The organism is Cedecea sp. AS113, from assembly GCF_037152415.1.
In the GTDB taxonomy this organism is placed as follows: domain Bacteria; phylum Pseudomonadota; class Gammaproteobacteria; order Enterobacterales; family Enterobacteriaceae; genus Cedecea.
Window position 1 is genome coordinate 50,929 of sequence record NZ_JBBCMI010000001.1, and the last position, 24,440, is coordinate 75,368.

The window sequence follows — 24,440 nt, forward strand, 5'->3', positions numbered from 1 at the left end:
TGTTGGTGGCTATTAAGCTAATCACTTGATTTTATTATCTTCCGGCAAACCTTGCTGCCTTTCGATGCGTTGCATTCTACTTACCTGACGCAATGAGTCAATGAAATTTTCTAACACCACGAATCGTTTGCTGAATTTTGCGCCGGATAGATCACGGTTCGAGCAAATCACCGCGTGCCGCGGCCAAATATTGGAACATTGACCAGAACGTTAGCACCGCCGCAACGAAGAAAAGCGCGATACCGGTGTACTCAATCCACATGTTTGGCCGCCAAAGCATGCCAATCAGCGCCAACATTTGCGCCATTGTTTTGGTTTTACCGATCCAGGAAACCGCCACACGGCTGCGCTTACCAATCTCCGCCATCCATTCACGCAGCGCGGAAATAATGATCTCGCGGGCGATCATCGTGGCCGCAGGCAAGGTCACCCACCAGGCGTGATAATGCTCTACCACCAGCACCAGCGCCACCACCACCATCACCTTATCGGCAACGGGATCGAGGAATGCGCCGAAGCGGGTGCTTTGGTTCCAGCGACGCGCGAGAAAACCGTCAAACCAATCGGTGATGGCCGCCAGCCAAAAAATGAAAGCGCAAAGGAAAGGTGCCCAGTTGAACGGCAGATAAAACGCCAGCACAAAGAACGGGATAAGGATGACACGAAACAGCGTGAGCAGTGTTGGGATATTGAATCGCATAGTGCCAGTTAACTATCTGTCATAAGTGGAAATTGTCTCTATGTTGCTACAGAGCCCTTAATGTTTCAACGAGTAGTAGATCTTTTCTGCCAATGCCTGCGAGATGCCCGGCACTTTTGCTATCTCCTCGATGGAGGCGTTGATTAACGGTTGCAATCCGCCCATATACTTCAGCAGCATCTGACGGCGCTTTGGCCCGATGCCTTCAATCGTCTCCAGCGAACTGGTGCTTTTCACCTTCGCTCGTTTTTTACGGTGGCCGGAGATCGCATGATCGTGTGAATCATCGCGAATGTGTTGGATCACGTGCAGCGCCGGAGAATCCGGCGGTAAGGAGAACCCCTCACCTTCGGGCTCAAAGAATAATGTTTCCAGCCCGGTTTTGCGGTCGCTGCCTTTGGCCACGCCCAACAACAAAGGATGGTGTTTATCCCAGGGCACGTTCAGCTCGGCAAACACCGCCTTCGCCTGCCCCAACTGCCCCTTCCCGCCGTCGATCAGGATCACGTCCGGGATTTTGCTCTCTTCTATTGCTTTACCGTAGCGGCGGCGCAGCACCTGATTCATGGCGGCGTAGTCGTCCCCCGGCGTAATACCGGTAATATTGTAGCGGCGGTATTCCGCCCGAAGCGGGCCGTTACTGTCGAACACCACGCAGGAAGCGACGGTTTGCTCCCCCATCGTATGGCTGATATCAAAACACTCCATCCGCTTCACTTCAGGAAGTTTTAGCACTTCGGCCAGCGCTTTCAGGCGCTGCTGGATGGTGGATTGCTGAGAAAGTTTTGTCACCAGCGCCGTTGCCGCGTTGGTGCGGGCAAGCTTCAGGTAACGCGCCCGATCGCCGCGAGGTTTAGTCTGCACATTCACTTTACGCCCGGCCAGTTCGCTCAACGAATCCGCCAGCAGAGATTTGTCCGCCAGCGCGAAGTCGAGCAGGATTTCAGACGGCAGCGTGCGCATCTGGCTACCCTGGAGATAGAACTGCCCGACAAACGTCTCCACCACTTCGCTAAGTTCGGTGCCTGCCGGGACTTTCGGGAAGTAGCTGCGGCTGCCCAATACTTTGCCCTGGCGAATGAACAAGACGTGCACGCAGGCCATACCCGCATCAAAGGAGACACCAATCACGTCCAGATCGTCGCCGGTGTTGGAGACAAACTGTTTTTCGGTAATACGTCGGACCGCCTGAATCTGATCGCGGATCCTCGCGGCCTCTTCAAATTCAAGATTTTTGCTCGCCGCTTCCATGCGGGAAATAAGCTGCGTCAGCACCTGGTCGTCCTTCCCGGCTAAAAACAGGCGAACATAGTCCACCTGCCGGGCATAGTCTTCTTCTGTGACCAGGCCTGAAACACAGGGGCCAAGACAGCGGCCGATTTGATACTGAAGGCAAGGCCGCGAGCGGTTACGGTACACGCTGTTTTCACACTGGCGAACCGGAAAGACTTTTTGCAGCAGCGCCAGCGTTTCCCGCACCGCATAGCCGTTAGGAAACGGGCCAAAGTATTCTCCCTTCGCGTGCTTCGCGCCGCGGTGCATCGCCAGCCGCGGATGGCTGTCGGCGCTCAGGAAGATAAAGGGATAGGATTTATCGTCTCGCAGCAGCACGTTGTAGCGCGGCTGATAGAGCTTGATGTAGTTGTGCTCCAGCAGCAAAGCCTCGGTTTCCGTGTGGGTCACCGTGACATCAATGTGCTGGATCAACGCCACCAGCGCCTCAGTTTTACGGCTGGCAAGATTCGTGCGGAAATAGCTGGAGAGGCGTTTCTTCAGGTCTTTAGCTTTGCCGACATAGATAACCGTGCCGCCGGCATCGTACATGCGGTAGACGCCGGGCTGGCTGGTTACCGTCTTGAGAAAAGCCCGGGAATCAAAAGGTTCACTCACTGCTGATTAACGTCTCCGCATTGAATAACCCGTGGCGAATCGCCAGGTGCGTCAGCTCTACATCTCCGCTGATATTCAGTTTATTAAACATGCGGTAGCGGTAACTGTTCACCGTTTTAGGGCTGAGATTAAGCTGCTCAGAGATCTCATTGACCTTCTGGCCTTTGGTGATCATCAGCATAATCTGTAATTCACGCTCAGACAAACTGGCAAAGGGGGATTCTGCCTCGGGTGCAATCTGGCTTAAGGCCATCTGTTGGGCAATGTCGGAGGCGATGTAACGCTGGCCCGCATTAACGGAACGAATGGCATTTACCACGTCCTGAGGCGCTGCGCCTTTACTTAGATACCCTGCTGCACCGGCCTGCATGACTTTGGCAGGCAGCGGGTTCTCAGTGTGGATAGTCAACATGATAACTTTGATATCTGAAGAGTAGCGGGCAATTTTACGGGTGGCTTCCAGGCCACCTATCCCCGGCATATTCATATCCATTAACACGACATCGACCGGGTTACTGCGGCACCATTTGATGGCATCCTCACCGCAGTTCACTTCACCCGAGACTTTGATGCCTTTAATCTCTTCCAGAATGCGTCGTATCCCTGCGCGCACCAGTTCGTGGTCATCAACAAGAAGAACGTTGATCAAAGGGCTATTCTCCAGAAAGGGATAACGCTGCTGATAGCTAATTGGCCATATATTAACGTTTTTCCGGCAACATTAAAATCCAAATTGCGGTCAGCACATTCTGTTAACACTTAAGAAGAATATATCTTTACTTTCAGATCTGTTTCTGCGGCACACCTCAACATTCTAAACACCGTGTTCAGGCGATTATTCTCTGATTAAAAAACAGCTAATTATCAAAATGCGACCATCATCAAGAATAAAATCCTTCTTCTCTCTCTTTATTTAACGTTAGTTAAACGAGAGCGAAACAATTTTTTTTAATTCTCATCGCTTCCTGCGGGAATAACCCTGAGCAAGGGTTGTTTATTACCATAAACATTCAGATGCATTCTCATTCGTCGAACATGAATAATTCTGATGAATGTTATGGTATACTCCGCCGCCTTATGAATATCACTGTGCATAATGGCAGCGTACAAACTAAGCATTGAGGAAAGTAAATGAGCACTCCAGATTTTTCCACCGCCGAAAACACCCGTGAACTGGCACAAGAAGTCACCTGTCTGAAGACGCTGTTAACCCTGATGCTGCAGGCTATGGGCCAGGCCGATGCGGGCCGCGTTATCCTGAAAATGGAAAAGCAGATCGCTCAACTGGAAGACCCAACTCAGGCTGAAGTATTCAGCAATACCGTTAAGCAAATTAAACAGGCTTACCGTCAATAAGCCGGGGCGGCTGGCAGAATCCGGGTTCGCCAGCCGTCAGCACCTGACGCAACACTTGCCCTCCAGGTTCAGATAATCCCCATCGCCGCCGCATAGCAGGCTATCTGCGTCTTGTTTGGCGCGTTGAATTTCTTCTGCATATTCTTCTGATGGAAGTTCACCGTGTTCTCAGAAATGGACAGGATAATCGCAATTTCTGCCGACGTTTTCCCTTCGCCGGTCCACTGAAGAATCTCTCTTTCGCGCTTGCTGAGCTTCATGTCAATCATCTCGACCGACGGATCGTCCAGCCGATTTAACGTCGCCATACTCAGCTCGGCAAGGTAGCTCAGCCGCAGCCCAAGTTCATCTTCCGACACAAGTTCCTTGCGAACGCCAGAGCGTGAAACAGAGAGAAAACCCGCCGTACGATTAGGGGCCATCACGCAATGTGTGCGCCCGGTCGCCAGACCGTGATCGCGCGCGGCATCCCAAAGCTCACGAGATTCAGCAAACAGGGCATCGCTCCAGATTATTTCACCCCGCATGAAATTAGACTGTTTCAATACCGGGTCAATGGCAAAATAGTTTTCAGTCACGTACCACTCCAGCCATTTTTGCGGATAAGAACTCTGCAATGATAATTTAGGCCGCGTAAAAGGCACCGGGTGCCGAACACACAGCGAAAAATAATCAAACTCGAGGCGCTGAGTTTGTTGTTGAACTAAAGTTTGTAATTCGCTGGCTTCAGTAATTGACAGGAAAAGTTCGAGCGCTTCCCGTCGCCAGCTAAAAAAGTTACGTTCCAGCATTATATCTGGCGTCTCTCCTGGCGCTAAAAAGTATTTCATTAATAGAATGTAATAAGCTAACACATTTATTAAACTAATTAATGTGATTTATGGTTTTTCCGCCATAATTCTTCGGTTTTTACATATGTCAGGAAAAATTTACTGGAGCTCTGTATGGTTAAATCTTCGTTTTCCCTCCTCTTCGGATCAATGGTCCGGGATCTGGGGCTGGAAATCGCTCAGTCGTCAGTGGCCGTGACGGGTAAAGGTGAGCTCAGTTCCCGTTTTCCTGTGACCGAATTCGCCACCGCCAGCCTGGCGACGGCGGGTTGTGCCCTGAGAGCGCTGCTTGCTCGCCCGGATGCGCCGCTTTATATAGACCAGCGGCTGGCCTCATACTGGTTTTCAAGCAGCCATTTCCCCGTGAACCGCGCTCCTGCCGCGCTGTGGGATGAATTTGCCGGGGATTATGCCACTCGGGACGGCTGGATCCGCCTGCATACCAACGCGCCGCATCATCGCCAGGCAATGGAAAGCATCCTGGGTGTGAGCAAGGATAAATCTGCGCTCGCCCAGCGAGTTACCGCGTGGGGAAAAACTGAGCTTGAAGCGGCGATCGTTGCCGCAGGTGGATGCGCGGCAGCGATGTTAAGCCACGACGAATGGCTGAAGCATCCTCATGGGAAAACCGTTGCGGCAGAGCCATTGTTCTGGCAGCAACGCCATGCCGAAGCCCCTCGCCCTGCATTAGCATTGCCACCAGCCCGCCCGCTGGCAGGCCTCCGCGTGCTGGATCTCACTCGTATTATTGCTGGCCCGGTTGCCACCCGATTTTTGGCCGGTCTTGGGGCGCAGGTGCTGCGCCTTGATCCCCCTGAATGGGAAGAGCCGACGCTGGTTGAGGAAGTTACTCTCGGGAAAAAATGCGCGAGGCTCGACCTCAGATCTGCCGAAGGCAGAGAGCGGTTCAAGGCCCTGCTCGCCGATGCCGATGTGCTGGTGCATGGCTACCGGGTGGATGCTCTGGAAGCCCTGGGTTTTGATGCCGAAACCCGACAGCAGCTCTCTCCCGGTCTGATAGACGTGTCGCTCAACGCCTGGGGATGGCACGGGCCGTGGCGTAACCGCCGTGGTTTCGACAGCCTGGTCCAGATGTCCAGCGGTATCGCCGACGCGGGCATGCACTGGAAAAATACCGGGCGGCCTCACCCGCTCCCCGTTCAGGCACTGGATCACGCCACGGGTTACCTGCTTGCCGCTGCAGTGCTAAAAGGCCTCCAGGTCCGACATGAGCAGCGTCAGGGCTACAGCGCACGCCTGTCGCTCGCCCGAACGGCCGCTTTATTAATGTCTTGCCCGGCAGGAGGTCAATCAGCGCTTGCCGCTATCGGCCCGCATGATTACCAGCCGACGATGGAGTGGTCTGCCTTTGGGCTGGGAAACCGGTTGAAGTTCCCGCTGAGGCTGGCAGGCACGCCGGTTATCTGGGGCACACCACCGGCGGCACTCGGCTCCGCGAAAGCCGCCTGGGGGTGAAACCAGGCCTGCCTCGCGGTTACTGGGTCAAAAATTTCTCCAGAAATTGCCGCGTGCGCGGCTGCTGTGGGCTGGCGAAAAGCGCTTTTGCCGGCCCCTGCTCCACAATCTTGCCCTGATCCATGAATATTGCCCGGTCGGCCACATCCCGGGCGAAGCTCATTTCATGGGTCACAATGACCATGGTGCGTTTCTCATTCGCCAGTTGGCGAATAGTATTCAGCACTTCTCCCACCAGCTCAGGATCGAGCGCCGAAGTCGGTTCATCAAACAAAATAACTTCTGGCCGCATGGCCAACGCACGGGCAATCGCCACCCGCTGCTGCTGCCCGCCTGACAGGCGACGTGGGTAGCTGTTCTCTTTCCCGCTTAAGCCCACCTTCTCCAGCAGCTCGCGCGCCCGGACAATGGCTTCTGCTTTCGGCTCGCCCTTAACGATGACCGGGCCTTCAATAATATTTTCCAGCACCGTGCGGTGTGGGAAAAGATTGAAACTCTGGAACACAAACCCCACCTGCTGGCGCAGCGCACGAATTTTCTCTTTCTGCTTTGCCAGAGACTGTCCGGCATCAATCGTGATATTCCCCACCTGAATCGTGCCGCTGTCCGGCTCTTCCAGCAGGTTAATACTGCGCAATAGCGTGGTTTTTCCTGAGCCACTTGGGCCAATGATCGCCACCACTTCGCCAGGTTTAACGTCCAGATCTATGCCGTGCAGCACCGTCTGCCCGTGGAATTTTTTCACCAGTTTTTTAACGTCAATGGCGCTCATTTCGGCTCCCTGTCCTGGCGATTAAGCTGGTTTTCAAAATAGTTTTGCAGCGTGGAGAGCACCGTCGCCATTACCCAGTAGACCAGGGATGCGGCGAGATACATGGTGAACACTTCCAGCGTGCGGGAGGTGATCAGCTGCGCCTGACGGAACAGCTCCGGCACCTGAATGGTGGCCGCCAGCGAGGTGTCCTTCACCAGGCTGATAAAGCTGTTCCCCAGCGGCGGCAGCGCCACGCGGGCCGACTGCGGCAGAATCGCGCGGCGCAGCGTTTGCCAGCGAGTCATCCCGATACTGGCCGCCGCTTCCCACTGGCCTTTATCAATAGAGGCAATGGCCGCCCGAAGGGTTTCAGAGGCGTAAGCCGCCGTGTTTAACGACAGGCCAATCATCGCCGACGGGATAGGATCCAGCTCAATGCCAAACTGCGGCAGCCCGTAATAAATCATAAACAGCTGAGCGATAAGCGGCGTCCCGCGGAAAATGGAAACATAAAAACGCGACAGCAGCGAAAAAGGCCAAAACGCCGACAGGCGCATCAGCGCCAGCATAAACCCGAGGATCAGGCCAAAAAACATCCCGCCGATACTCAGCTGGAGCGTGAAAACCGCCCCTTTTAGCAGATACGGTGCTGAGTCCAGCACCAGTTGCAAACTTTCTTGCATGGTGATTCCTGATGATTAAGACCAGACCGCGTCTTACAGATGCGGATGGTAGGCAAACAGCGCCGGCGCTCCGCCGGTATGAATAAAGGCAATGGGCCCCTGATCCTTAAATCTTTTTTGCGCCACGCCGTCAATAAGCCCGGCCATCGCTTTGCCAGTGTAGACCGGGTCAAGCAGGATGCCTTCAAGTCTGGCCAGCAGCTTCACCGCTTCCATCCCCTCTTCATTCGGCGTGCCGTAGCCTGGCGCGAAATAGTCATCCCACAGAATAATTTCGCTGGTCGCGCTAACCTCAAGCGACTTCGCCACGGCCTGCTGCAGGGCGACAACTTTGGGTTTTTGCTGCGCCACGGTTCTGGACACAGTGACGCCAATCAGCTCCACGTCCGGCATCAACTGCTCAAGGCCGACCGCCAGACCAGCATGCGTCCCCGCGCTGCCGGAGGCAACCACCACGGATGACAGGTTCACGGCGTTCTCACACTGCTGAGCAATTTCCAGCGCGCTTTCAACATACCCTAGCGCACCTAACGCATTAGAGCCGCCGACCGGAATAACATAAGGCCGGAATCCCTGCGCTTCCAGACGCGTAGCCACCGCTTCCAGCTGCTTATCCGGGGCGTTCAGCGCCTCGCACATTTCAACTTCGACATTGAAAAGATCGACCAGCAGACGGTTGCCGTTGGTCAGGTAGTTTTCGGCTTTTGTCCCGATAGGGTTTTCAAGCAGCGCCACGCAATGTAGCCCAAGCTTTGCCGCCACCGCCGCCGTCTGGCGAACGTGGTTAGACTGGATAGCGCCTGCAGTGACCAGCGTATCGGCCCCTTCCCGCAGCGCATCCGCCGCCAAAAACTCAAGCTTGCGCAGCTTGTTGCCGCCCATCGCCATCGGCGTCACGTCATCACGTTTAATATAAATTTCACGGCCAAGATAGTCCGAAAAGCGCGGCAAATATTCCAGCGGCGTCGGTGCGCCAATAAATTCCAGACGAGGAAAACGCGTTAGGTGATGCAGTGACATAGGGCCTCCTGAGCCGATATCGATATCCAGTTTTATTATGCACCAGAGAGACGGTTTCCTTCTCTGGAGTAAATAAAAAAAGGTGCTGAAATCAGCACCTTTTCACTGTGATACCGCGCTACTTAGTGACGTCCGCCCCGAACCATTTATCGGACAGCTTAGCCAGAGATCCGTCTTTCTGCATTTCAGCGATAGCCGCATCGATGGCTTTCAGCAGATCTTCATTGCCTTTACGCACGGCAACGCCCGCTTCCTGACGGGAGAACGCATCGCCCGCTACCGCCAGCGTATTGTTGGTTTTCTTAACCAGATCCAGCGCGGCGAGGCGGTCGACCAGAATCGCGTCAATACGGCCCACGCGCAGATCCTGATATTTGGTCGGGTCATCATCATAGGTACGGATGTCTACGCCCGGTACGTTTTCACGCAGCCACTGCTCGTAGTTAGTCCCAAGGCCAACGCCCACTTTTTTGCCCTTCAGGTCGGCGGCGGTTTTAATCCCACCTTCGTTGCCCTTCTTCACCAGTGCCTGAATACCGGAGATGGTGTAAGGGGTAGAGAAGTCGTATTTTTTCTTACGTTCGTCGGAAATGGTGACCTGATTAATCACCACATCAATGCGTTTAGAATCTAAAGACGCCAGCATGCCGTCCCATTTGGTCGGCTTCAGCGCGGCTTTAACCCCCAGGTGCTGAGCCAGTTGCTCGGCAAATTCGACTTCAAAGCCGGTCAGCTTGCCGTCATCGCCCTGGAAGCTGAACGGCGGATAAGTGCCTTCCAGCCCCACCAGCAGCGTGCCGCGCTCTTTGACTTTATTCAGAAGATTTTCTGCCGCGAAGGTTTTCACGCTTGCGCCGGCCACCAGAGCAACGGCCAGGACGCCCATCAGCGCCTGACGCCCGATCATTTTTAATTTCATATTTACCCCGATTATTTACGTTTTTTGTAGTGTAGCGGGCGGCTTCGGGATATATCAAAACCAGTCCGCTACAACTTATGCAAATTTAGTATATATCGGAGGTTGTGCTAATTTCCTGACTCGGGATCGCATGCCCCTGCACCTGGAATTGCCAATATTTGCGTAACGCAATGCGGTAATTATTGGTGCTGGTGCGGGGCAGCCAGGCGTCCAGCGTCTCGTCCAGCAGGCCTTGCAGCGAGCCGGGAAGCGGGACTTTATGCTCACTCAGATGATTACCCAGGCGGCGCAGACGAACCACGTACTCACGGATCGTGCCGTGGCTCATTTCGGTTTGCTCAAACAGATACTGTTTGAAGCCAATAATATCGAAGTAGTTGTTTTGTTCTTTGCAGTGCAAATCACCGCAAAAACGACATAGCGCCATCCACTCTTTCTGCTCGATAAGCCAGGTGGCCTCATCAATAAGCGTATCAAGTTGAGCAATGGTGGCTTTATTGATAATCACCCCGCTGCGCGTGAGCGTGATGCGGTCGAGCAGCTTACTGCAATGTGCACAATGTGTCTGGGTGTGTTTGAAATCTTTGAGATAGCGGCTTAATGGCCGTCTTTTTGACTGCTGCACCGTCATGATAATTCCCAGGTCGTCAGATAATTGTGCGGCACTCCCTACAACTTACCCAGTTTGGTGCGCAAACGCTTGATCGCCTGGCTATGCAACTGGCTAACCCGTGACTCACCCACATCAAGCACCGCACCAATCTCTTTCAGATTCAGCTCTTCCTGGTAATAAAGCGTCAGCACCAGTTGTTCGCGTTCCGGTAAAGCCTCAATGGCTTCCATTACGCGCTGGCGAAGATTGCTGTCCAGTAATTGCTGTAGCGGGTTTGCCTGCTGGTGTTCCTCGGTGACCAGTTCAATGCTATCGCCATGCTCTTCCCGCCACTCGTCATAAGAGAAGAGCTGGCTGTTATTGGTGTCGAGCAACATCTGGCGATACTCTTCGAGCGGGATGTCCAGCCGCTCCGCGACTTCCGTCTCGGTAGCGTTACGCCCCAGCTCTTGCTCCAGTTGACCAATCGCCTGTGCCACACCGCGAGCGTTACGCCTGACGCTTCGCGGCACCCAATCACGGCTGCGCAACTCATCAAGCATCGCCCCACGGATGCGCTGCACCGCGTAGGTAGTAAATGCCGTTCCCTGCAGGGCATCGTAACGTTCGACTGCGTTCAACAACCCGATGCCGCCTGCCTGTAGCAGATCGTCGAGCTCCACACTCGCCGGCAGACGTACCTGCAGGCGCAATGCTTCGTGACGCACAAGCGGTACATAACGCTGCCACAGCGAGTGTTTATCCATTACACCTTCAGCGGTATACAGTGAATTCACGATAAACAGCCCTGCGTTAGTTGAGTTATCGGCATGATTATCCGTTTCTGCAGGGGTTTTAATCGGATGAATAGTGGGTGAAATGGGGGGTTATTTGGAGGTTATGAAGAAATAACCCCCTGGAATTTTAACCATAATGTAAGGCAAAACATGTTCTGGCTTACTTAAAAGTATCAATTGGTTGTTAAATATTAACGTCACATACTATAGCGAAACCGGAGAAATTAAGCCGGAGAATCTATCCTGCAAAAAAAGGATAAAATCATCTGTTATTCCAGGCCTGATCTCTGGCGGGATTATCATACAGTGATAAATATACGCGTCGTTTCTCTGCGGCAAACTTCCTCCTGCCGTCAGGCGAAGCAGATTACAAGACAGGTCATTTACATGAACATTTTAATTACGGCTATAGGGTCAATGTCTGCGCCAGCCGTGATAAGTGCGCTGAAACGCGCATCCCACACCGTCATCGGGTGTGATATCTACCCCGAGCAATGGGTGTATGCCTCTCGTCTGGTCGACAATTTTGTTCAGGTTCCGCGTGCAACGAATAGCCAGGCCTTTATCGAAAGTATCAATGCGATTTGCGACCAGCATCGCATTGACGCCATCATCCCACTAACCGATGTTGAAGTTGACACGCTTTCTGATGCCCGGGGTGAACTGTGTTCGTCCGCCATGCTGGCGCTAATGGCAGCAGAATCTATCGCGGTTGCCAGGGATAAGCTAACCTGGAGCCAACGATTTTCCCATAACGAGGCGTTTCTCTCGCTGCCTACTGTCGCCCTCTCTGAGTCCCAAACGCTTTCCTTTGGTTTCCCGGTTATCCTTAAACAGAGGAATGGCCGCAGCAGCGAGGGGCTTCGCCGCGTAGAGACCCAGGCCGAACTGATTGAGCTACGTCAGCGGCTGAACGGCAACGACTGGATTGTCCAGCCGTATCTGCCGGGAGATGTTCACGTCATTGATATTGTCCGGCAGCGCGAGACCGGCGAATGGGCGGCCGTTGCACGCAAAGAGCTGTTGCGCACCGTGAACGGTGCCGGATTAACCGTTGAGATTGTCCAGGATGAGGCACTGCTCGCCAAAGCGGCAGAAGTTGCCCGCCTGCTCGACCTGAACGGCTGCATCAATATTGAATTTATGCGCCATTCCACCGGGGATTACCTGATGGACATCAACCCCCGCTTCTCAGCCGGGGTCGAATTTTCGGTCATGGCAGGCTACGACATGATTACCAATCATCTTCACTGTTTCACCCGCCAGCCTATTCAACCCGCAGTTGCCGTACAAAACGCCGTCTTTACGCGCCACTACGTCGCTGAGAAATCATTCACAGGATAGAGATATGAGCCAAATAACAGAGCCTGAAAAGCTCACCACGGCCGAGGACTGGGACCATAAATGGCAGGGTATTTTCGACCATTACCAAAACGATCTTCGCCACGCCTACTATATTGATGCGGTCAGAAAAAGCCGTGAAAAGCGGGTTCTGGAGATTGCTGCCGGTAGCTTTCGCGATATCGTCCAGTTGACGAAGCGTGGCGCAGAGGGCCACGGAATAGACTTTTCGCCGGAATCCGTGAGTCTTGCGAAAAAGCTTTATCCTTCCCTGCAGGATCGTTTTTCCGTGATGAATGCCTTCGAGCTGCAGTACCCGGACAAGCATTTTGACATCAGTTACCACAATGGGTTTTGGGGGCTATTTGCGGATGAGGATATCCAAAAAATGGCGCTTGAGCAGGCTCGTATCACTCGCGGCAGAATGATCGTCACGGTACATAACGCCCATAATCAGTCATTTGCTGATTACTTTAACGTGAAAAAAGGGACCGACTCGCTGTTTAACATCCGCTTCTTTACCGTCGAACAGATGCAGGAAATCCTCGGCAAAGTCGCCCGCAAAGTTACCATTATCCCGGTCGGCAAAGGCAAAAAAACGCACGAAGACTGGCTAATACGCCACGGCCTGCATAATCCACTATTGATTAACGGCATGTTCAAATTGTCCGGCCAGCGCTACCTTGAGCGCAGCGAGCGCTTGATGTGTATCGCCGAGCTATAACGACACCGTCGAAGCAGAAAAAAGGGCCTTGTCGCAAGACAAAGCCCTTTTTTATTCCCGCCAATAACCCAGTCAGGCGGCAACGCTTTGCCCCTGAGCAATCCGCCTGACTGCCGTAATAATACGCTGTTGCTCTTCTCCCTCGAGATCCGGGAATATCGGCAAACACAGCACCTTGTTAGCCAGGTCGTTGGCTACCGGCAGATGCTCCGCGGCGGAGGACGGTAAATGCCGGTACATGGCGAAGGAGCTGATGAGCGGATAGAAATAGCGCCGGGTATAAATCCCCTCTTCTTTTAACGCGTCATAAAGTGCGTCGCGGCTCACCGGGAACCGTTCATCTATCAGCACGGGATAGTAAGCGTGGTTCCACTCGTAATCGCTTCTCTGGGTATAAAACTCAAGGCCAGGAATATCGGCCAGACCTTCACAGTAGCGCTGATAAATGTCGGCCCGGGCGCTTAAGGCGCCGTCAATATGCTGGAGCTGCAGCAGGCCAAACGCCGCCTGCACTTCATTCATTTTCGCGTTAATGCCCGGCGCAATTACCGTGGTTTCGTCGGCAAAACCGAAGTTTTTCAGGTAATCAATGCGTTTTTTGGTTCTGGCATCCGGGCAGATAATCGCCCCGCCTTCGATGGTATTAAACACTTTGGTGGCGTGGAAACTCAGGATAGACAAATCACCGCAGTTCAGGATGCTGCTGCCGTTCTGCTTCACACCAAAGGCGTGGGCCGCGTCGTAAATAACTTTGAGGCCATAGGTGTCGGCGATACGTTGAATTTTATCCACGTCGCAGGGAATACCATAACAGTGCACCGGCATAATGGCCGTAGTTTGTGGGGTGATAAGCGCCTCAATCGCGTCGGCGTTAATATTGAACGTCTGCGGATCAATATCAGCAAAGACCGGCGTCAGGCCATTCCATAAGAGACTGTGCGATGTCGCCACAAATGAGTAAGGCGTGGTTATCACTTCGCCGCTCAGCCGCAGCGTCTGGAAAGCGGTCAGCAACGCCAGCGTACCGTTAGAAAACAGCGAAAGATATTTTACGCCCAGATAATCGGCCAGCGCCTGCTCAAGCTGCTGATGAAATGGCCCGTTGTTGGTCAGGTGCTTGTTCCCCCAGATTTGCTCGAGATAAGGAACAAATTCCTCCAGGGGCGGAAGCAGAGGGCTGGTAACAAAAATATTTTTCATAGTACACCTCGGTGTGAAACCAGTTGGCGCGGCCCGCGCCTTATTCCAATACTGTGAACGTACGGTGCGCTTCACCGGCACAGTAAATTCGCCATGCTTCCCGCAATGCGCGCCCAAATGTACCGGCGACGTTAAAGCCATCCGCGGTTTCCGCCGGCATTCTTTCACGCATTGTCATGCGTATTTCATTCAGTTCAGGGAGTCGGTCGCCCCAGCTCAGCGCCTTCTGGATGTAATCCTCTTCGCTGTAGGCAATAAAGTTTTCCAGTCCATGAATACGCATAATATCGACGCCCTGTCGGGCAGCCATCGTGGCACCGCACAGCGTCAGCGTTGGCACGCCCATCCAGCAGGCGTGGTTACTGGTGGTACCGCCAGAGTAGGGAAATGCATCCAGTAAAATGTCGATTTCATTGTGGTAAGCCAGATAATCAAGCAGCGGCGCTCTTTTCTTGAATATCAGGCGCGACGGTGCAATACCCAGCAGCTCGAGTTTCCTCGTCATCTCGGCCACCATTTTTTCATCGTTCATAAAACCGATAACAAATTTGGCGTCCGGAGACTGTGCCAGAATTGAGGCCCACACTCTGAGGACTTCATCGTTGATCTTTTTAGGGCGATTAAAGCTGCCGAAAGTGAGGTAACCGTTTTTAAGCGCCGGGAGAGTTTCGATATCAGGGCTTTGCGGATCGGGCTCGAAGAACTTACGCATCTCAATAAACATGATGCTTTCGGTCAGCTGCTGTTCAAGACCGGCTGGCTCAGCGAGCGTCGCGGTCACAATGCGGTAATCCATCGTTTTCAAACCGGTTGTGCCAGGGTAGCCAATCCAGGAGATTTGCACCGGTGCGGGGCGAAGCGCAAACGCCGGCAGACGGTTGTCAGAGGTGTGGCCCGAGAGATCAAACAGAATATCAATCCCGTCATGATAAACCTGTTCGGCAAGCTGCTGGTTGCTTAGCTTGTCCACCTGTCGCCATAGCACGGAACCGGCTGCAAAATGTTCAGTGACCTCATCATGAACATAAGAGGTGCTGTACCCCACCAGCTCGAAATGATTTCTGTCCAGCCCATCCCAGAACGGCGCCAGGAAGTGGCTCACGGGATGCTTGCGTAAATCTCCGGAAACAAAGCCCACGCGCAGTTTTTTATCAGGATTCTTTATACCCCGATAAGGCAGTTGCAGATGACAGGCTGCGGCCCATGCTCCTACGGTCTCACCGTATTGCAGATGTTTCTGGTAAAGCTGCTCTGCCGTGACCTTATGGTCGTGGGTCATTGCAAACAGCAGTGCGGTAAAGTAATCAAAATTACTCGGTTCCAGCGCTATCGCTTTGTTAAGAAACCAGGCGGCCTCGTCAAGTTTTTGGCTATCGCTGAGAATCACCCCCATCGTGGCATAGTGAATCGCTTTCACCTCGTCGCAGCGCAACGAAACACGAGAGCATTTTTCCGCCAGGGACATTTCACCCAGCTGATAATATGAGTACGCAAGGCTATGCCAGAAATTGACGTTTTTATCTTCCAGCCTTAACAACCCCTGCAGAAGAAGAATCGCGTAATAATGTTGGTTTGTTTTCTGTAGCCCTGTCGCCAGATCGTAATAAATATCCAGACTGGAGAAATAGTGTCCCATCAGCCGACAAAGCACTTCTTTTGCTTCATCCCAGCGATTGGACAGCACAAGCGTTCGCGAATAACAGCGCAGCGCGGCAATATCCTCCGGGTTCTCTTTCAGCAGCTTCTCAGCACAGGTTTTCGCATCCTGGATCTTTTTCTCACGAATTAAACGGTTAATCCGGTCGTAAGTGTCTTCCGCGTGTTCTGATTCACGCTGGGGTAAGTCATTAACATCTTTGCTAAGCAAGCCACCTCGCGATATGGAAACACTCAGCAGCAGCAAATTGTTTAACAGCGGCAGCAAAAATTGTGTTTTCCCCGTACGTAAAAAAAGCTGGTAGTGCTTTTTCCAGGCAGTCGGAGACCCCGTCAACGCGCCTTTTTTACGTAGCGACATAAAACACTGCCACGCCTCGGCATCCACACCGGCTAAACCGTGTTGCAAATAGCGCCATTCTTCCGGCGTGACAGAAAATTCATCGCCCCAGAGGTTTCTATAAACTTGCGAAGCATTCCCTTCTGGCAAGCCGTTTTTCAGCGATAAAATGGGCTGTAGCGTGTCATTTTCAGCCCGATCATACGCGCCTGGAGTACAGCGCCAGTAGAGTCCCGCCGGCTGAGTGAGATACAGATCTTCCAGCACTTTCAGCACTGCCTCGCGCACGTCGGTATTGTCTTCCGGCTTGCGGCAGTTAATGACCAACTGTTCAACGCTCAGGCTGAATGGCCAGGCAGCCCCAAGCAGATCCAGAATGCGTAAAGTGATCGGATTCTCACTACTGGATTGCTGCCCATCCCCGCCAATATGGCCGTTGTATATCGCCCCATTCTCATTCATTTTGCGGCTAAAGTTTCCCGCCCAATGAAGTGATTCGAGGCGCGAACTGTCAGGCAATGCCGGAAAGTGTTCTTCGGCTCTGGTCGCACTGAGCAGACTAAAGCGTTCGGTACGCGATACCGCAAAATCAAGATATTGTTGGGCGGCAATGCGCTGCTGCCCGGCGACGAGGGCGTGTAGCGTTGCGACCTTTTCACCATAAGCGCGCGGCAGCTCATACTGAGGCACGGCATCGCCAGCGTAGTGCAATCCCAGGTCGCTGACCTGATGGCAAAACTCAGTAAAAGACAAGGCTGCCGTGGTCGGAGAGAGATAACGCAGGGTCAGGGCAAGATCGCTCTCTTTCTCAGCCTCTTCAACCTGGGCTTTAAGTGTCCCTTCCGGTAGCGTCATCGCCAGATAGCTCAGCATGCCTCGCGCAGCATTAACCTGAGACTCAGGATCGGCATTCGCGCCCCGGGCTGCATGGTAGCTAAGCGCCTCGCGAATGGCCGTGGTCTCAGGTTCGCCGGTGGAGGGATACCAGTGCAGGCAGACCACGCCGGAGCCAGAAAGATTTTGGCGGCACCAGAGCAAGAGTGCCTCTCGCTCCTGGCGGCCGAGTAAAGAGAAAACACCGCGAATCACGATGTAGTCAAACTGCCCGCCTTCGGTGGCGAGAATATCCCCAAGTCCGGCGGAGAACAGCTCAATATTGCTGATCCCTAATGCCTGAGTATGGCGCTGCCCTGCGGCAATCAAGCTTTCATCAATATCAATCCCCATCACCTGGCTTTCCGGGTACGCCAGCGCGTGGGCCGTAATGCATCCTCCCTCGCCGCACCCTATTTCCAGCACGCGAGCGTGCGCAGGCTCCACCGTAGAAAGATGGTAGACGCAGGCCGAAGACTGAATAGCAACGGGCGAAATACGATGATCCGGGTAATACTGACTCACGTTATGCTTATCCATTATTTTGAAGAAATAAATGCAGACTCAACCGATTAACGCGCTGTACTTTTCCAACAGCGACGCTTTGTATCGACGGTAATCCTCACTCTCAACCCCGGAGTGAGCCAGTATCCAACTAAACGCGTCCTCGCCGTGTGCCGCATCCACCAGCGTATGCGGCTGAGCCCGGCCTATTGCCATTTTATCCAGTGCACTAAGCTCATTTTCGACAGCGGCCAGTGCCACTTGATTGAGAAACCGTTCAGCATTGTTGCGCTGTAAATTGCGATCGATAAACCGGGCCACGGCGGCCAGATATTTCGTCGACAGCTCGCCCCCTTCACAATAGAGACACGCCGCCAGAATCGACGCCCAGAACGGCGCGGTTTCATCCCAGGTCAGCAGTAAATCTTTCACATCTAACTGCCCTTCCATCCCGGCCCACGACTTCCTGACGAGGCTGTTCGCCTCGAGCAGCAGGACAGGCGTGGTCATTTTTTCCAGCGCATGAGATAAAAAGACCAGCCGGCGACTGGCATATTGCACATTCGCTGCCGTTCCTGGAGTCACTGCCTCGCTGCTTAACGAAATAGCCAGCTCAGGCATCGCGTTGCGAAGCCCTGCAATCTGCTGAGCCAGGACAGCATCACAGTTGTAAATATGGAAATGAACGTTAAGCTCGTCGCGATTGGTGTCGAACAGAGAAAGCAGCAGCGGCAGGCCATGAGCGGTAAAGCCGGCGCCATCGCAAGCGACCAGCACGGTAGTTTTATTGTTATTTACCGGCTCAATTAACCAGCTATAACGGCCAGCGTCAGGCTGCCAGTCAGGCACGTCTAACGGGCTAAAATCGATAAAGGAATCCGGGCGGCCTCCCAGCTTGTAGATAGCCGTGACAACCATCAGCAGCGCCATAGGATCTTCCCCGATAAGCGCCATGTTCTCAGTGAGCTGCTGAATAATGACATAGGCCTGATTAAAATCTTCTTCCATCAGGCAGATGAGCAAGAGAATTTTTAGCGCAACGGGTGACTCACTGAGCTCGGAAAGATTATTGGAAATAAGGAAAACGGCGGAGTTTATTTCATTAATGCGGAACAGGATCTGAACGGCGGCAACCAGATAATTTTTATTCCCGTCAAGCTTAAGCGCTTCAACGATACATTGCGTGATTTTCTCAACATTCTCCGCGTCAACCGCCTGCGACTTTTCTCCAGATGGGCCGCAGAGCGCCACATTTGACAGAATAATCGCCCTCATCATCAGCTTTAACGCTCTGTCTTGCTCGAGATTCAACCCCGTCTGTGCCTGGTTTAATTTATCGTCGAGGGCAGCAAAATCAGGATTGGCAAAATTAAGGACTTCGGTCACCAGCCACGCAGGTAAAGCATCGGCTTCCGGCAGGTGAATCGCCCGGGTAAACAGATCGCGGTAATATTGATGCATTGCCCGAGTGCGGGAGAAACTATTCATAACTGTCCTTTAGGTTGCAATATTTTGCCAGACGGGTGATTGTCTGATGCTAGCACCCGCCCAGTAAGCATAATGCGCTGAACAAAACCGAAATTAACGGCTTAACCTTCATATTAAAAACGCCCTGCGCCTCTCCTTTTGGCAAAAACAAAAAAAGGCTGCTGTTTCCAGCAACCTTTCTTGTAGCGGTCTGCGAAATTAACGCAGCAGGGACAGCATTGCCTGTGGAACCTGGTTCGCCTGAGACAGTACAGAAGTACCAGCCTGCTGCAGGATCTGCGCGCGGCTCATGTTGGATACTTCGGTCGCGTAGTCAGCGTCCTGGATACGGGACTGAGCAGCAGACAGGTTGGTGATGGAGTTGTTCAGGTTGTTGATGGTAGATTCGAAACGGTTCTGAATCGCACCCATGTTAGAACGTGCAGTATCGATTTTCGCGATAGCAGCATCAGCAGCAGAAACAACAGCCTGTGCGGTAGAGTGGTCAGTAATAGCGGTGCTCAGACCACTGCTCAGGCTACCGGAAGATGCGTTGATCAGAGAGTCGCTGCCGATAACGATGGTATCGTTAGAGGTGGTGTTAGCGCCAACCTGAATGTTCAAGCCAGTAGTTACGGAACCGTTCAGCAGGTTTTTGCCGTTGAAAGAAGCGCCGCCTGCGATGCGGTCGATTTCAGACAGACGCTGGGTGATTTCAGTCTGTACGGATGCCAGGTCAGTGGTGCCGTTGGTGTCGTTCGCGGCCTGCAGGGACAGTTCACGGATACGCTGTAAGTTGGTGTTGATCTCGTTCAGGTTACCTTCAGCGGTCTGAACCAGAGAGATACCGTCGTTAGCGTTACGAGCCGCCTGAGTCATACCCTTAACCTGGGAAGTCATACGGTTGGCAATCGCCTGACCAGCAGCATCGTCTTTCGCGCTGTTGATACGCATACCGGAAGACAGACGCTCGATAGCGGTACCCAGGGAAGACTGAGCTTTGCTCAGGTTGTTCTGAGTAGTCAGGGACAGCAGGTTAGTATTGATTACGGACATAGTATTAATTCCTTAAAAATTGGGTTTAGGTTCGGTGCCTAACACTCACGGCGTCTCTCACCGTCAACAAGGTTATCGACGCCCTCTGTGCCAACTTTAGAATTAATGATAAAAAAAAATCAAATGACTGAATTATAAAGAAATTAAATTTACAACCCGCGCTAAACTTAACCTTTCCTGCACTTTTAAACGCGGCTTAGCGCATTCGAGAAAATATATCTTTGCCTCCCTTTACGCCATCGACCACGCTATTAATGTCACCGTCTTTTCCGACAATCGTCATATAAGGCCGATCCACTGCCTGCTATTCGGCTGATTATTTTTTTTCCCCGGCTGTAAACTTTTCATTGAGTCAGCCGATAAGTGAATGAAACTACCAGCGACTTAAAGGAAGACATCAATGGCATCGATTTCAAGCCTCGGGGCAGGTACCAGCCTGAACCTCCAGGATACTTACGATAAGCTTTACACGGCTGAACAAACAAAATTAACCATCTTTGATACACAAACAAAGACTTATCAAGCCCAGTTTAGCGCCTTTGGTCAGTTGAAAACCGCGATTTCCGGACTGGAAACGGCTACCGCTGCGTTAACAGCGAAGGGTTCTCTGGTGTCTACCTCCGTCACCAGTACCAATACCGCTTTTAGCGCGACCACGACCAGTGACGCTATCCTTGCTGACTATACAATTAACGTACAGCAGATGGCGAAGGCTCAGGTGCTCTCAACCGGCAGCATCAGCAGCAACACTGCGCAGCAGGGTGCGACCACCGGCGGTACACGTACGATAACGATTACTCAGCCTGGCACCACTAAGCCACTGAGCGTGACGCTTGCCGACGGCGATACCTCATTAAACGGTATTGCAAAAGCGATTAACGCCGCGGGCGGAAACGTCTCGGCATCCGTGGTTAAAGCTAACGACGGCGACTATCGCCTGATGATTGCTTCCAAGAGCACCGGCACGCAGTCAGATATGACCATCACCGTCACCGGTGATGACCAGCTCCAGGGCGTGATTGGGTACAACTCAACGAGCAAGACCGGGGCTTTAACAGAGCAAACGGCTTCGCAAAATGCTCAGGTGAAAGTGAACGGCGTCATGATTGAGCGTCAGAGCAACACCATCTCTGATGCCATGCCGGGCGTAACGTTGAACCTTAAGGCGAAGAGCACGGCCGATGAAACGCTGAGCGTGGCGCGTACCAGCGATGCCAGCAAGAAAGTGATTAATGACTGGGTTAAAGCCTATAACACCCTTCAGTCAACGATTGCTACCGTGACCAAATATGTAAAAGTTGACCCAGGTTCCGCCCAGGATCCAAACAACGGCGCACTCGTCGGGGACAGTACCGTACGCGGTATCCAGGCTGATATCCGTAGCATGCTGACCCAGGTACAGGGCGGCGATTACAGCATTATGGCGCAGTTGGGCATTACCCAGGATCCCGTACTGGCCCCGGATGGCTCCAGCCAGCTAAAAGTCAATGATACCCAATTAACCAAAGCGTTATCCGACAACCCGCAGGGCGTTATTAACTACTTTGTAGGCGACGGGAAAACGACAGGGTTTGCGACACAGCTGGATACCAAACTGAACAATATGCTGAGCACCAGCTCCATTAACGCTGGCGTGATTAAAAATGCGCAGGATGGCCTGACCTCAACATTGAAAACCGTGGCCGATCGTAAACAGGCGATGAGTGACAGCATCGACGAAACCATGGCGCGTTACAAGGCACAGTTTACTTCTCTGGCAAGTCTTGTTAACTCGATGACAAACATGGGGAACTATCTGGCGCAGCAATTCAACAAAAGCTAAGGATTTTGTATGTACAAGAGTTCTGGTGTACAAGCCTATCAACAGGTCGGTCTGGAAAGCGCCGTTATGAGTGCCAGTCCACACCAGCTCGTGGTGATGTTGTTCGATGGGGCACTCAGTGCCCTGGTTCGTGCTCGCTTGTTTCTTGAACAGGAACAAATACCGCAAAAAGGCGAGGCGCTCTCAAAAGCCATTAACATTATTGATAATGGCCTGAAAGCCGGCCTGAATATGGATGTCGGAGGAGATTTGCCCGCTAACCTCGCGAATCTTTACGATTACATGGTCAGGCGTCTCCTACACGCTAATTTGCGTAATGACGTAGAGGCCATCGCCGAAGTCGAAAGATTACTTGCAAACATCGCGGATGCATGGAAGCAAATCGGCCCTACTTCCCCTACATTTCAGGATGCTATCTGATGAATGATTTCATCTCATCCCTCAATGGATGGCGTGCCCTGCTCGCCCTCAGTCAAACCATGCTTGACCTTGCCCATAGCGGAAGGTGGGATGAGCTGATTGATCATGAGGTTAAATATGTTCAACTGGTAGAGTCGATTGCCAGCAACCCAATTGCGCAGTCAAGCCAAAGAAGTCAGGAAGAAGCTAAGGCGCTGCTTGATCTGATTCTCGCCAATGAAAATGAGATTAAAGGGCTGCTTAACAGCCGTCTGAGTGAGCTTCGCGACCTGATTGACCAGAGCGGCCGTCAGAAATCACTGAACAACACCTACGGTTTTCTCTCCGGCAACGTGTTAACACCGAGCGATCTGAACCAGTAAACCTGCCGTATTTCGATTCTTATTCCATACTCCAGAGGTCAGCTAAATGACTTCTGGAGCACGGACAAGATGACGAACCCCACCCTGTTACAATTTTTTCACTGGTACACCCCCGGCGACGGAACGCTCTGGTCAGAAGTGGCCGACCGTGCGGCCAGCCTCAGCGACATCGGCATCAACATGGTTTGGCTTCCCCCTGCGTATAAAGGCAGCGCGGGCGGTTATTCGGTTGGCTACGACAGTTACGATCTCTTTGACCTCGGTGAGTTTGACCAGAAAGGTAGCATCGCCACCAAGTACGGGGATAAAGCACAGCTGCTGGCGGCCATAAAAGCCCTACGGGACAACGGAGTTTCGGTGCTGCTGGACGTTGTCGTGAACCATAAAATGGGCGCCGACGAAAAAGAGCACATCCGCGTCAACCGGGTAAATGCCGATAATCGCAACGAGATCTCGCCCGAGGTTATCGACTGCGAGGCCTGGACCCGCTACACCTTCCCCGCCCGTGCCGGACAATACTCACAGTTCATCTGGGACTACAAATGCTTCAGCGGCGTCGATCATATTGAAAACCCCGATGAAGACGGCATCTTCAAAATCGTCAATGACTACACCGGCGACGGCTGGAACGACCAGGTGGACGACGAGCTGGGGAATTTCGATTATCTGATGGGCGCCAATATCGACTTCCGCAACCATGCGGTAACCGAAGAGCTTAAATACTGGGCGCGCTGGGTGATGGCCCAGACGCAGTGCAACGGCTTTCGGCTCGATGCCGTCAAACACATTCCCGCCTGGTTTTATAAAGAGTGGATTGAGCACGTCCAGGACGTGACGGAAACGCCGCTGTTTATCGTGGCGGAATACTGGTCCCATGAAGTGGACAAACTGCTGGAATACATCGCCCAGGTAGAGGGCAAAACGATGCTGTTTGATGCCCCTCTACAAATGAAATTCCATGAGGCATCCCGGCTTGGGCGTGACTACGACATGAGCCAGATTTTCACCGGCACGCTGGTTGAGGCCGACCCGTTCCACGCCGTCACGCTGGTGGCTAACCACGACACCCAGCCGCTGCAGGCGCTTGAAGCGCCCGTAGAAGCCTGGTTTAAACCGCTGGCCTATGCGCTAATTCTGCTGCGCGAAAACGGCGTACCGTCGGTGTTCTACCCGGATCTTTTTGGTGCAAGTTACGACGATAAAGGCGGCGACGGGCAGAACTACCACATTGATATGCCGGTCATCGAACAGCTGGATGACCTGATTCACGCCCGGGAGCGCTTTGCCCACGGTGTGCAGACTTTATGGTTCGATCACCCTAACTGCATTGGCTTTAGCCGCAGCGGCACGGCAGAAGCCCCAGGCTGCGTAGTCATCATGTCCAACGGCGATGACGGCGAAAAGCACGTCACCTTGGGGGAAGATTTCGCTGAGAAAAACTGGCGTGATTATCTCGGCAATCGCGAGGAAACGATTCACACCGACGCGGGCGGCAGCGCAACCTTTACCTGTCACGGCGGCAGCGTTAGCGTTTGGGTGCTGGAGGATGTGCTGTGAATTTGACATCTTTTGGGAGATCTCTTTAATCCGGGAGCTGTTCCGTTCACCCGTAGACCTGTTTTCCCGACACGTTTACTGCACGGTGAACGTGTCCGGCT

Annotated in this window: 22 protein-coding genes; 8 read left to right on the plus strand and 14 right to left on the minus strand. The window is 52.9% G+C overall.

Annotation, left to right across the window (positions count from 1 at the left end; translation table 11 throughout):
* Nucleotides 1–151: 151 nt before the first annotated feature.
* Genes pgsA through uvrY form a run of 3 tightly spaced genes read right to left on the minus strand, consistent with a single transcriptional unit; the run spans nucleotide 152 to nucleotide 3,239 of the window.
* On the minus strand, nucleotides 152–700 hold the full coding sequence (pgsA, locus tag WFN87_RS00280; RefSeq protein ID WP_008453839.1) for a CDP-diacylglycerol--glycerol-3-phosphate 3-phosphatidyltransferase: 549 nt from the start codon (nucleotides 698–700) through the stop codon (nucleotides 152–154).
* A gap of 57 nt (nucleotides 701–757) precedes the next feature.
* The gene (gene uvrC, locus WFN87_RS00285) at nucleotides 758–2,590 is read right to left on the minus strand and encodes an excinuclease ABC subunit UvrC (protein ID WP_336983382.1); all 1,833 of its coding nucleotides are present in this window, start codon (nucleotides 2,588–2,590) and stop codon (nucleotides 758–760) included.
* The gene (uvrY, locus tag WFN87_RS00290; RefSeq protein ID WP_336983383.1) at nucleotides 2,583–3,239 is read right to left on the minus strand and encodes a UvrY/SirA/GacA family response regulator transcription factor; all 657 of its coding nucleotides are present in this window, start codon (nucleotides 3,237–3,239) and stop codon (nucleotides 2,583–2,585) included. The genes uvrC and uvrY overlap by 8 nt, the downstream gene beginning before the upstream one ends.
* Nucleotides 3,240–3,721: 482 nt before the next feature.
* Here uvrY and WFN87_RS00295 point away from each other — a divergent pair, with 482 nt between their 5' ends.
* Complete coding sequence (locus tag WFN87_RS00295; RefSeq protein ID WP_008453834.1) at nucleotides 3,722–3,946, plus strand: DUF2594 family protein; 225 nt, start codon at nucleotides 3,722–3,724, stop codon at nucleotides 3,944–3,946.
* A gap of 68 nt (nucleotides 3,947–4,014) precedes the next feature.
* Here the strand turns inward: WFN87_RS00295 and sdiA are convergent, their stop codons facing one another.
* Nucleotides 4,015–4,737 (minus strand): transcriptional regulator SdiA, encoded by a 723-nt coding sequence (sdiA, locus tag WFN87_RS00300; protein WP_008453832.1) that lies wholly within the window; start codon nucleotides 4,735–4,737, stop codon nucleotides 4,015–4,017.
* A 153-nt stretch (nucleotides 4,738–4,890) separates the two neighbouring features.
* On the opposite strand from sdiA, the gene WFN87_RS00305 reads away from it, so the two are divergent.
* Complete coding sequence (locus tag WFN87_RS00305; protein WP_336983384.1) at nucleotides 4,891–6,252, plus strand: CoA transferase; 1,362 nt, start codon at nucleotides 4,891–4,893, stop codon at nucleotides 6,250–6,252.
* Between the two features lie 19 nt (nucleotides 6,253–6,271).
* On the opposite strand, the gene tcyN is transcribed toward WFN87_RS00305, so the two are convergent.
* From tcyN to fliA, 6 genes are all read right to left on the minus strand, one after another.
* Complete coding sequence (gene tcyN, locus WFN87_RS00310; protein ID WP_008453828.1) at nucleotides 6,272–7,024, minus strand: L-cystine ABC transporter ATP-binding protein TcyN; 753 nt, start codon at nucleotides 7,022–7,024, stop codon at nucleotides 6,272–6,274.
* Nucleotides 7,021–7,689: a cystine ABC transporter permease gene (gene tcyL / locus WFN87_RS00315; protein ID WP_008453825.1), complete on the minus strand. Its 669-nt coding sequence runs from the start codon at nucleotides 7,687–7,689 to the stop codon at nucleotides 7,021–7,023. The genes tcyN and tcyL overlap by 4 nt, the downstream gene beginning before the upstream one ends.
* 33 nt (nucleotides 7,690–7,722) lie before the next feature.
* Nucleotides 7,723–8,709: a D-cysteine desulfhydrase gene (gene dcyD, locus WFN87_RS00320; RefSeq protein ID WP_008453823.1), complete on the minus strand. Its 987-nt coding sequence runs from the start codon at nucleotides 8,707–8,709 to the stop codon at nucleotides 7,723–7,725.
* Nucleotides 8,710–8,827: 118 nt separating this feature from the next.
* Complete coding sequence (tcyJ, locus tag WFN87_RS00325) at nucleotides 8,828–9,628, minus strand: cystine ABC transporter substrate-binding protein (protein WP_008453821.1); 801 nt, start codon at nucleotides 9,626–9,628, stop codon at nucleotides 8,828–8,830.
* Between the two features lie 85 nt (nucleotides 9,629–9,713).
* Nucleotides 9,714–10,259: a flagella biosynthesis regulatory protein FliZ gene (gene fliZ, locus WFN87_RS00330; RefSeq protein WP_336983385.1), complete on the minus strand. Its 546-nt coding sequence runs from the start codon at nucleotides 10,257–10,259 to the stop codon at nucleotides 9,714–9,716.
* 38 nt (nucleotides 10,260–10,297) lie between these two features.
* Nucleotides 10,298–11,017, minus strand: a complete 720-nt coding sequence (fliA, locus tag WFN87_RS00335) for an RNA polymerase sigma factor FliA (RefSeq protein WP_008453816.1) — start codon at nucleotides 11,015–11,017, stop codon at nucleotides 10,298–10,300.
* A 387-nt stretch (nucleotides 11,018–11,404) separates the two neighbouring features.
* Here fliA and WFN87_RS00340 point away from each other — a divergent pair, with 387 nt between their 5' ends.
* Together WFN87_RS00340 and WFN87_RS00345 are read left to right on the plus strand one after the other, a co-directional pair.
* Complete coding sequence (locus WFN87_RS00340; protein WP_336983386.1) at nucleotides 11,405–12,361, plus strand: ATP-grasp domain-containing protein; 957 nt, start codon at nucleotides 11,405–11,407, stop codon at nucleotides 12,359–12,361.
* Between the two features lie 4 nt (nucleotides 12,362–12,365).
* A complete protein-coding gene (locus WFN87_RS00345) occupies nucleotides 12,366–13,082 on the plus strand; it encodes a methyltransferase domain-containing protein (RefSeq protein ID WP_166991536.1) in 717 nt (238 codons plus the stop codon).
* 72 nt (nucleotides 13,083–13,154) lie between these two features.
* Here the strand turns inward: WFN87_RS00345 and WFN87_RS00350 are convergent, their stop codons facing one another.
* From WFN87_RS00350 to WFN87_RS00365, 4 genes are all read right to left on the minus strand, one after another.
* The gene (locus WFN87_RS00350; protein ID WP_336983387.1) at nucleotides 13,155–14,282 is read right to left on the minus strand and encodes a DegT/DnrJ/EryC1/StrS family aminotransferase; all 1,128 of its coding nucleotides are present in this window, start codon (nucleotides 14,280–14,282) and stop codon (nucleotides 13,155–13,157) included.
* Nucleotides 14,283–14,322: 40 nt separating this feature from the next.
* The gene (locus WFN87_RS00355; RefSeq protein WP_336983388.1) at nucleotides 14,323–17,676 is read right to left on the minus strand and encodes an O-linked N-acetylglucosamine transferase family protein; all 3,354 of its coding nucleotides are present in this window, start codon (nucleotides 17,674–17,676) and stop codon (nucleotides 14,323–14,325) included.
* A 39-nt stretch (nucleotides 17,677–17,715) separates the two neighbouring features.
* On the minus strand, nucleotides 17,716–19,143 hold the full coding sequence (locus WFN87_RS00360) for a hypothetical protein (protein WP_336983389.1): 1,428 nt from the start codon (nucleotides 19,141–19,143) through the stop codon (nucleotides 17,716–17,718).
* Between the two features lie 198 nt (nucleotides 19,144–19,341).
* On the minus strand, nucleotides 19,342–20,178 hold the full coding sequence (locus WFN87_RS00365; protein WP_166991523.1) for a flagellin N-terminal helical domain-containing protein: 837 nt from the start codon (nucleotides 20,176–20,178) through the stop codon (nucleotides 19,342–19,344).
* Between the two features lie 400 nt (nucleotides 20,179–20,578).
* On the opposite strand from WFN87_RS00365, the gene fliD reads away from it, so the two are divergent.
* The 4 genes from fliD (at nucleotide 20,579) to amyA (ending at nucleotide 24,339) form a co-directional block, all read left to right on the plus strand.
* Nucleotides 20,579–22,000 (plus strand): flagellar filament capping protein FliD, encoded by a 1,422-nt coding sequence (gene fliD / locus WFN87_RS00370; protein WP_205246345.1) that lies wholly within the window; start codon nucleotides 20,579–20,581, stop codon nucleotides 21,998–22,000.
* 9 nt (nucleotides 22,001–22,009) lie between these two features.
* Complete coding sequence (gene fliS / locus WFN87_RS00375) at nucleotides 22,010–22,420, plus strand: flagellar export chaperone FliS (protein WP_008453801.1); 411 nt, start codon at nucleotides 22,010–22,012, stop codon at nucleotides 22,418–22,420.
* Entirely contained in the window at nucleotides 22,420–22,782 is a 363-nt protein-coding gene (fliT, locus tag WFN87_RS00380) for a flagella biosynthesis regulatory protein FliT (protein ID WP_008453799.1), read from the plus strand. The genes fliS and fliT overlap by 1 nt, the downstream gene beginning before the upstream one ends.
* Before the next feature lie 69 nt (nucleotides 22,783–22,851).
* A complete protein-coding gene (amyA, locus tag WFN87_RS00385) occupies nucleotides 22,852–24,339 on the plus strand; it encodes an alpha-amylase (RefSeq protein WP_336983390.1) in 1,488 nt (495 codons plus the stop codon).
* The last annotated feature ends 101 nt before the right edge of the window (nucleotides 24,340–24,440 follow it).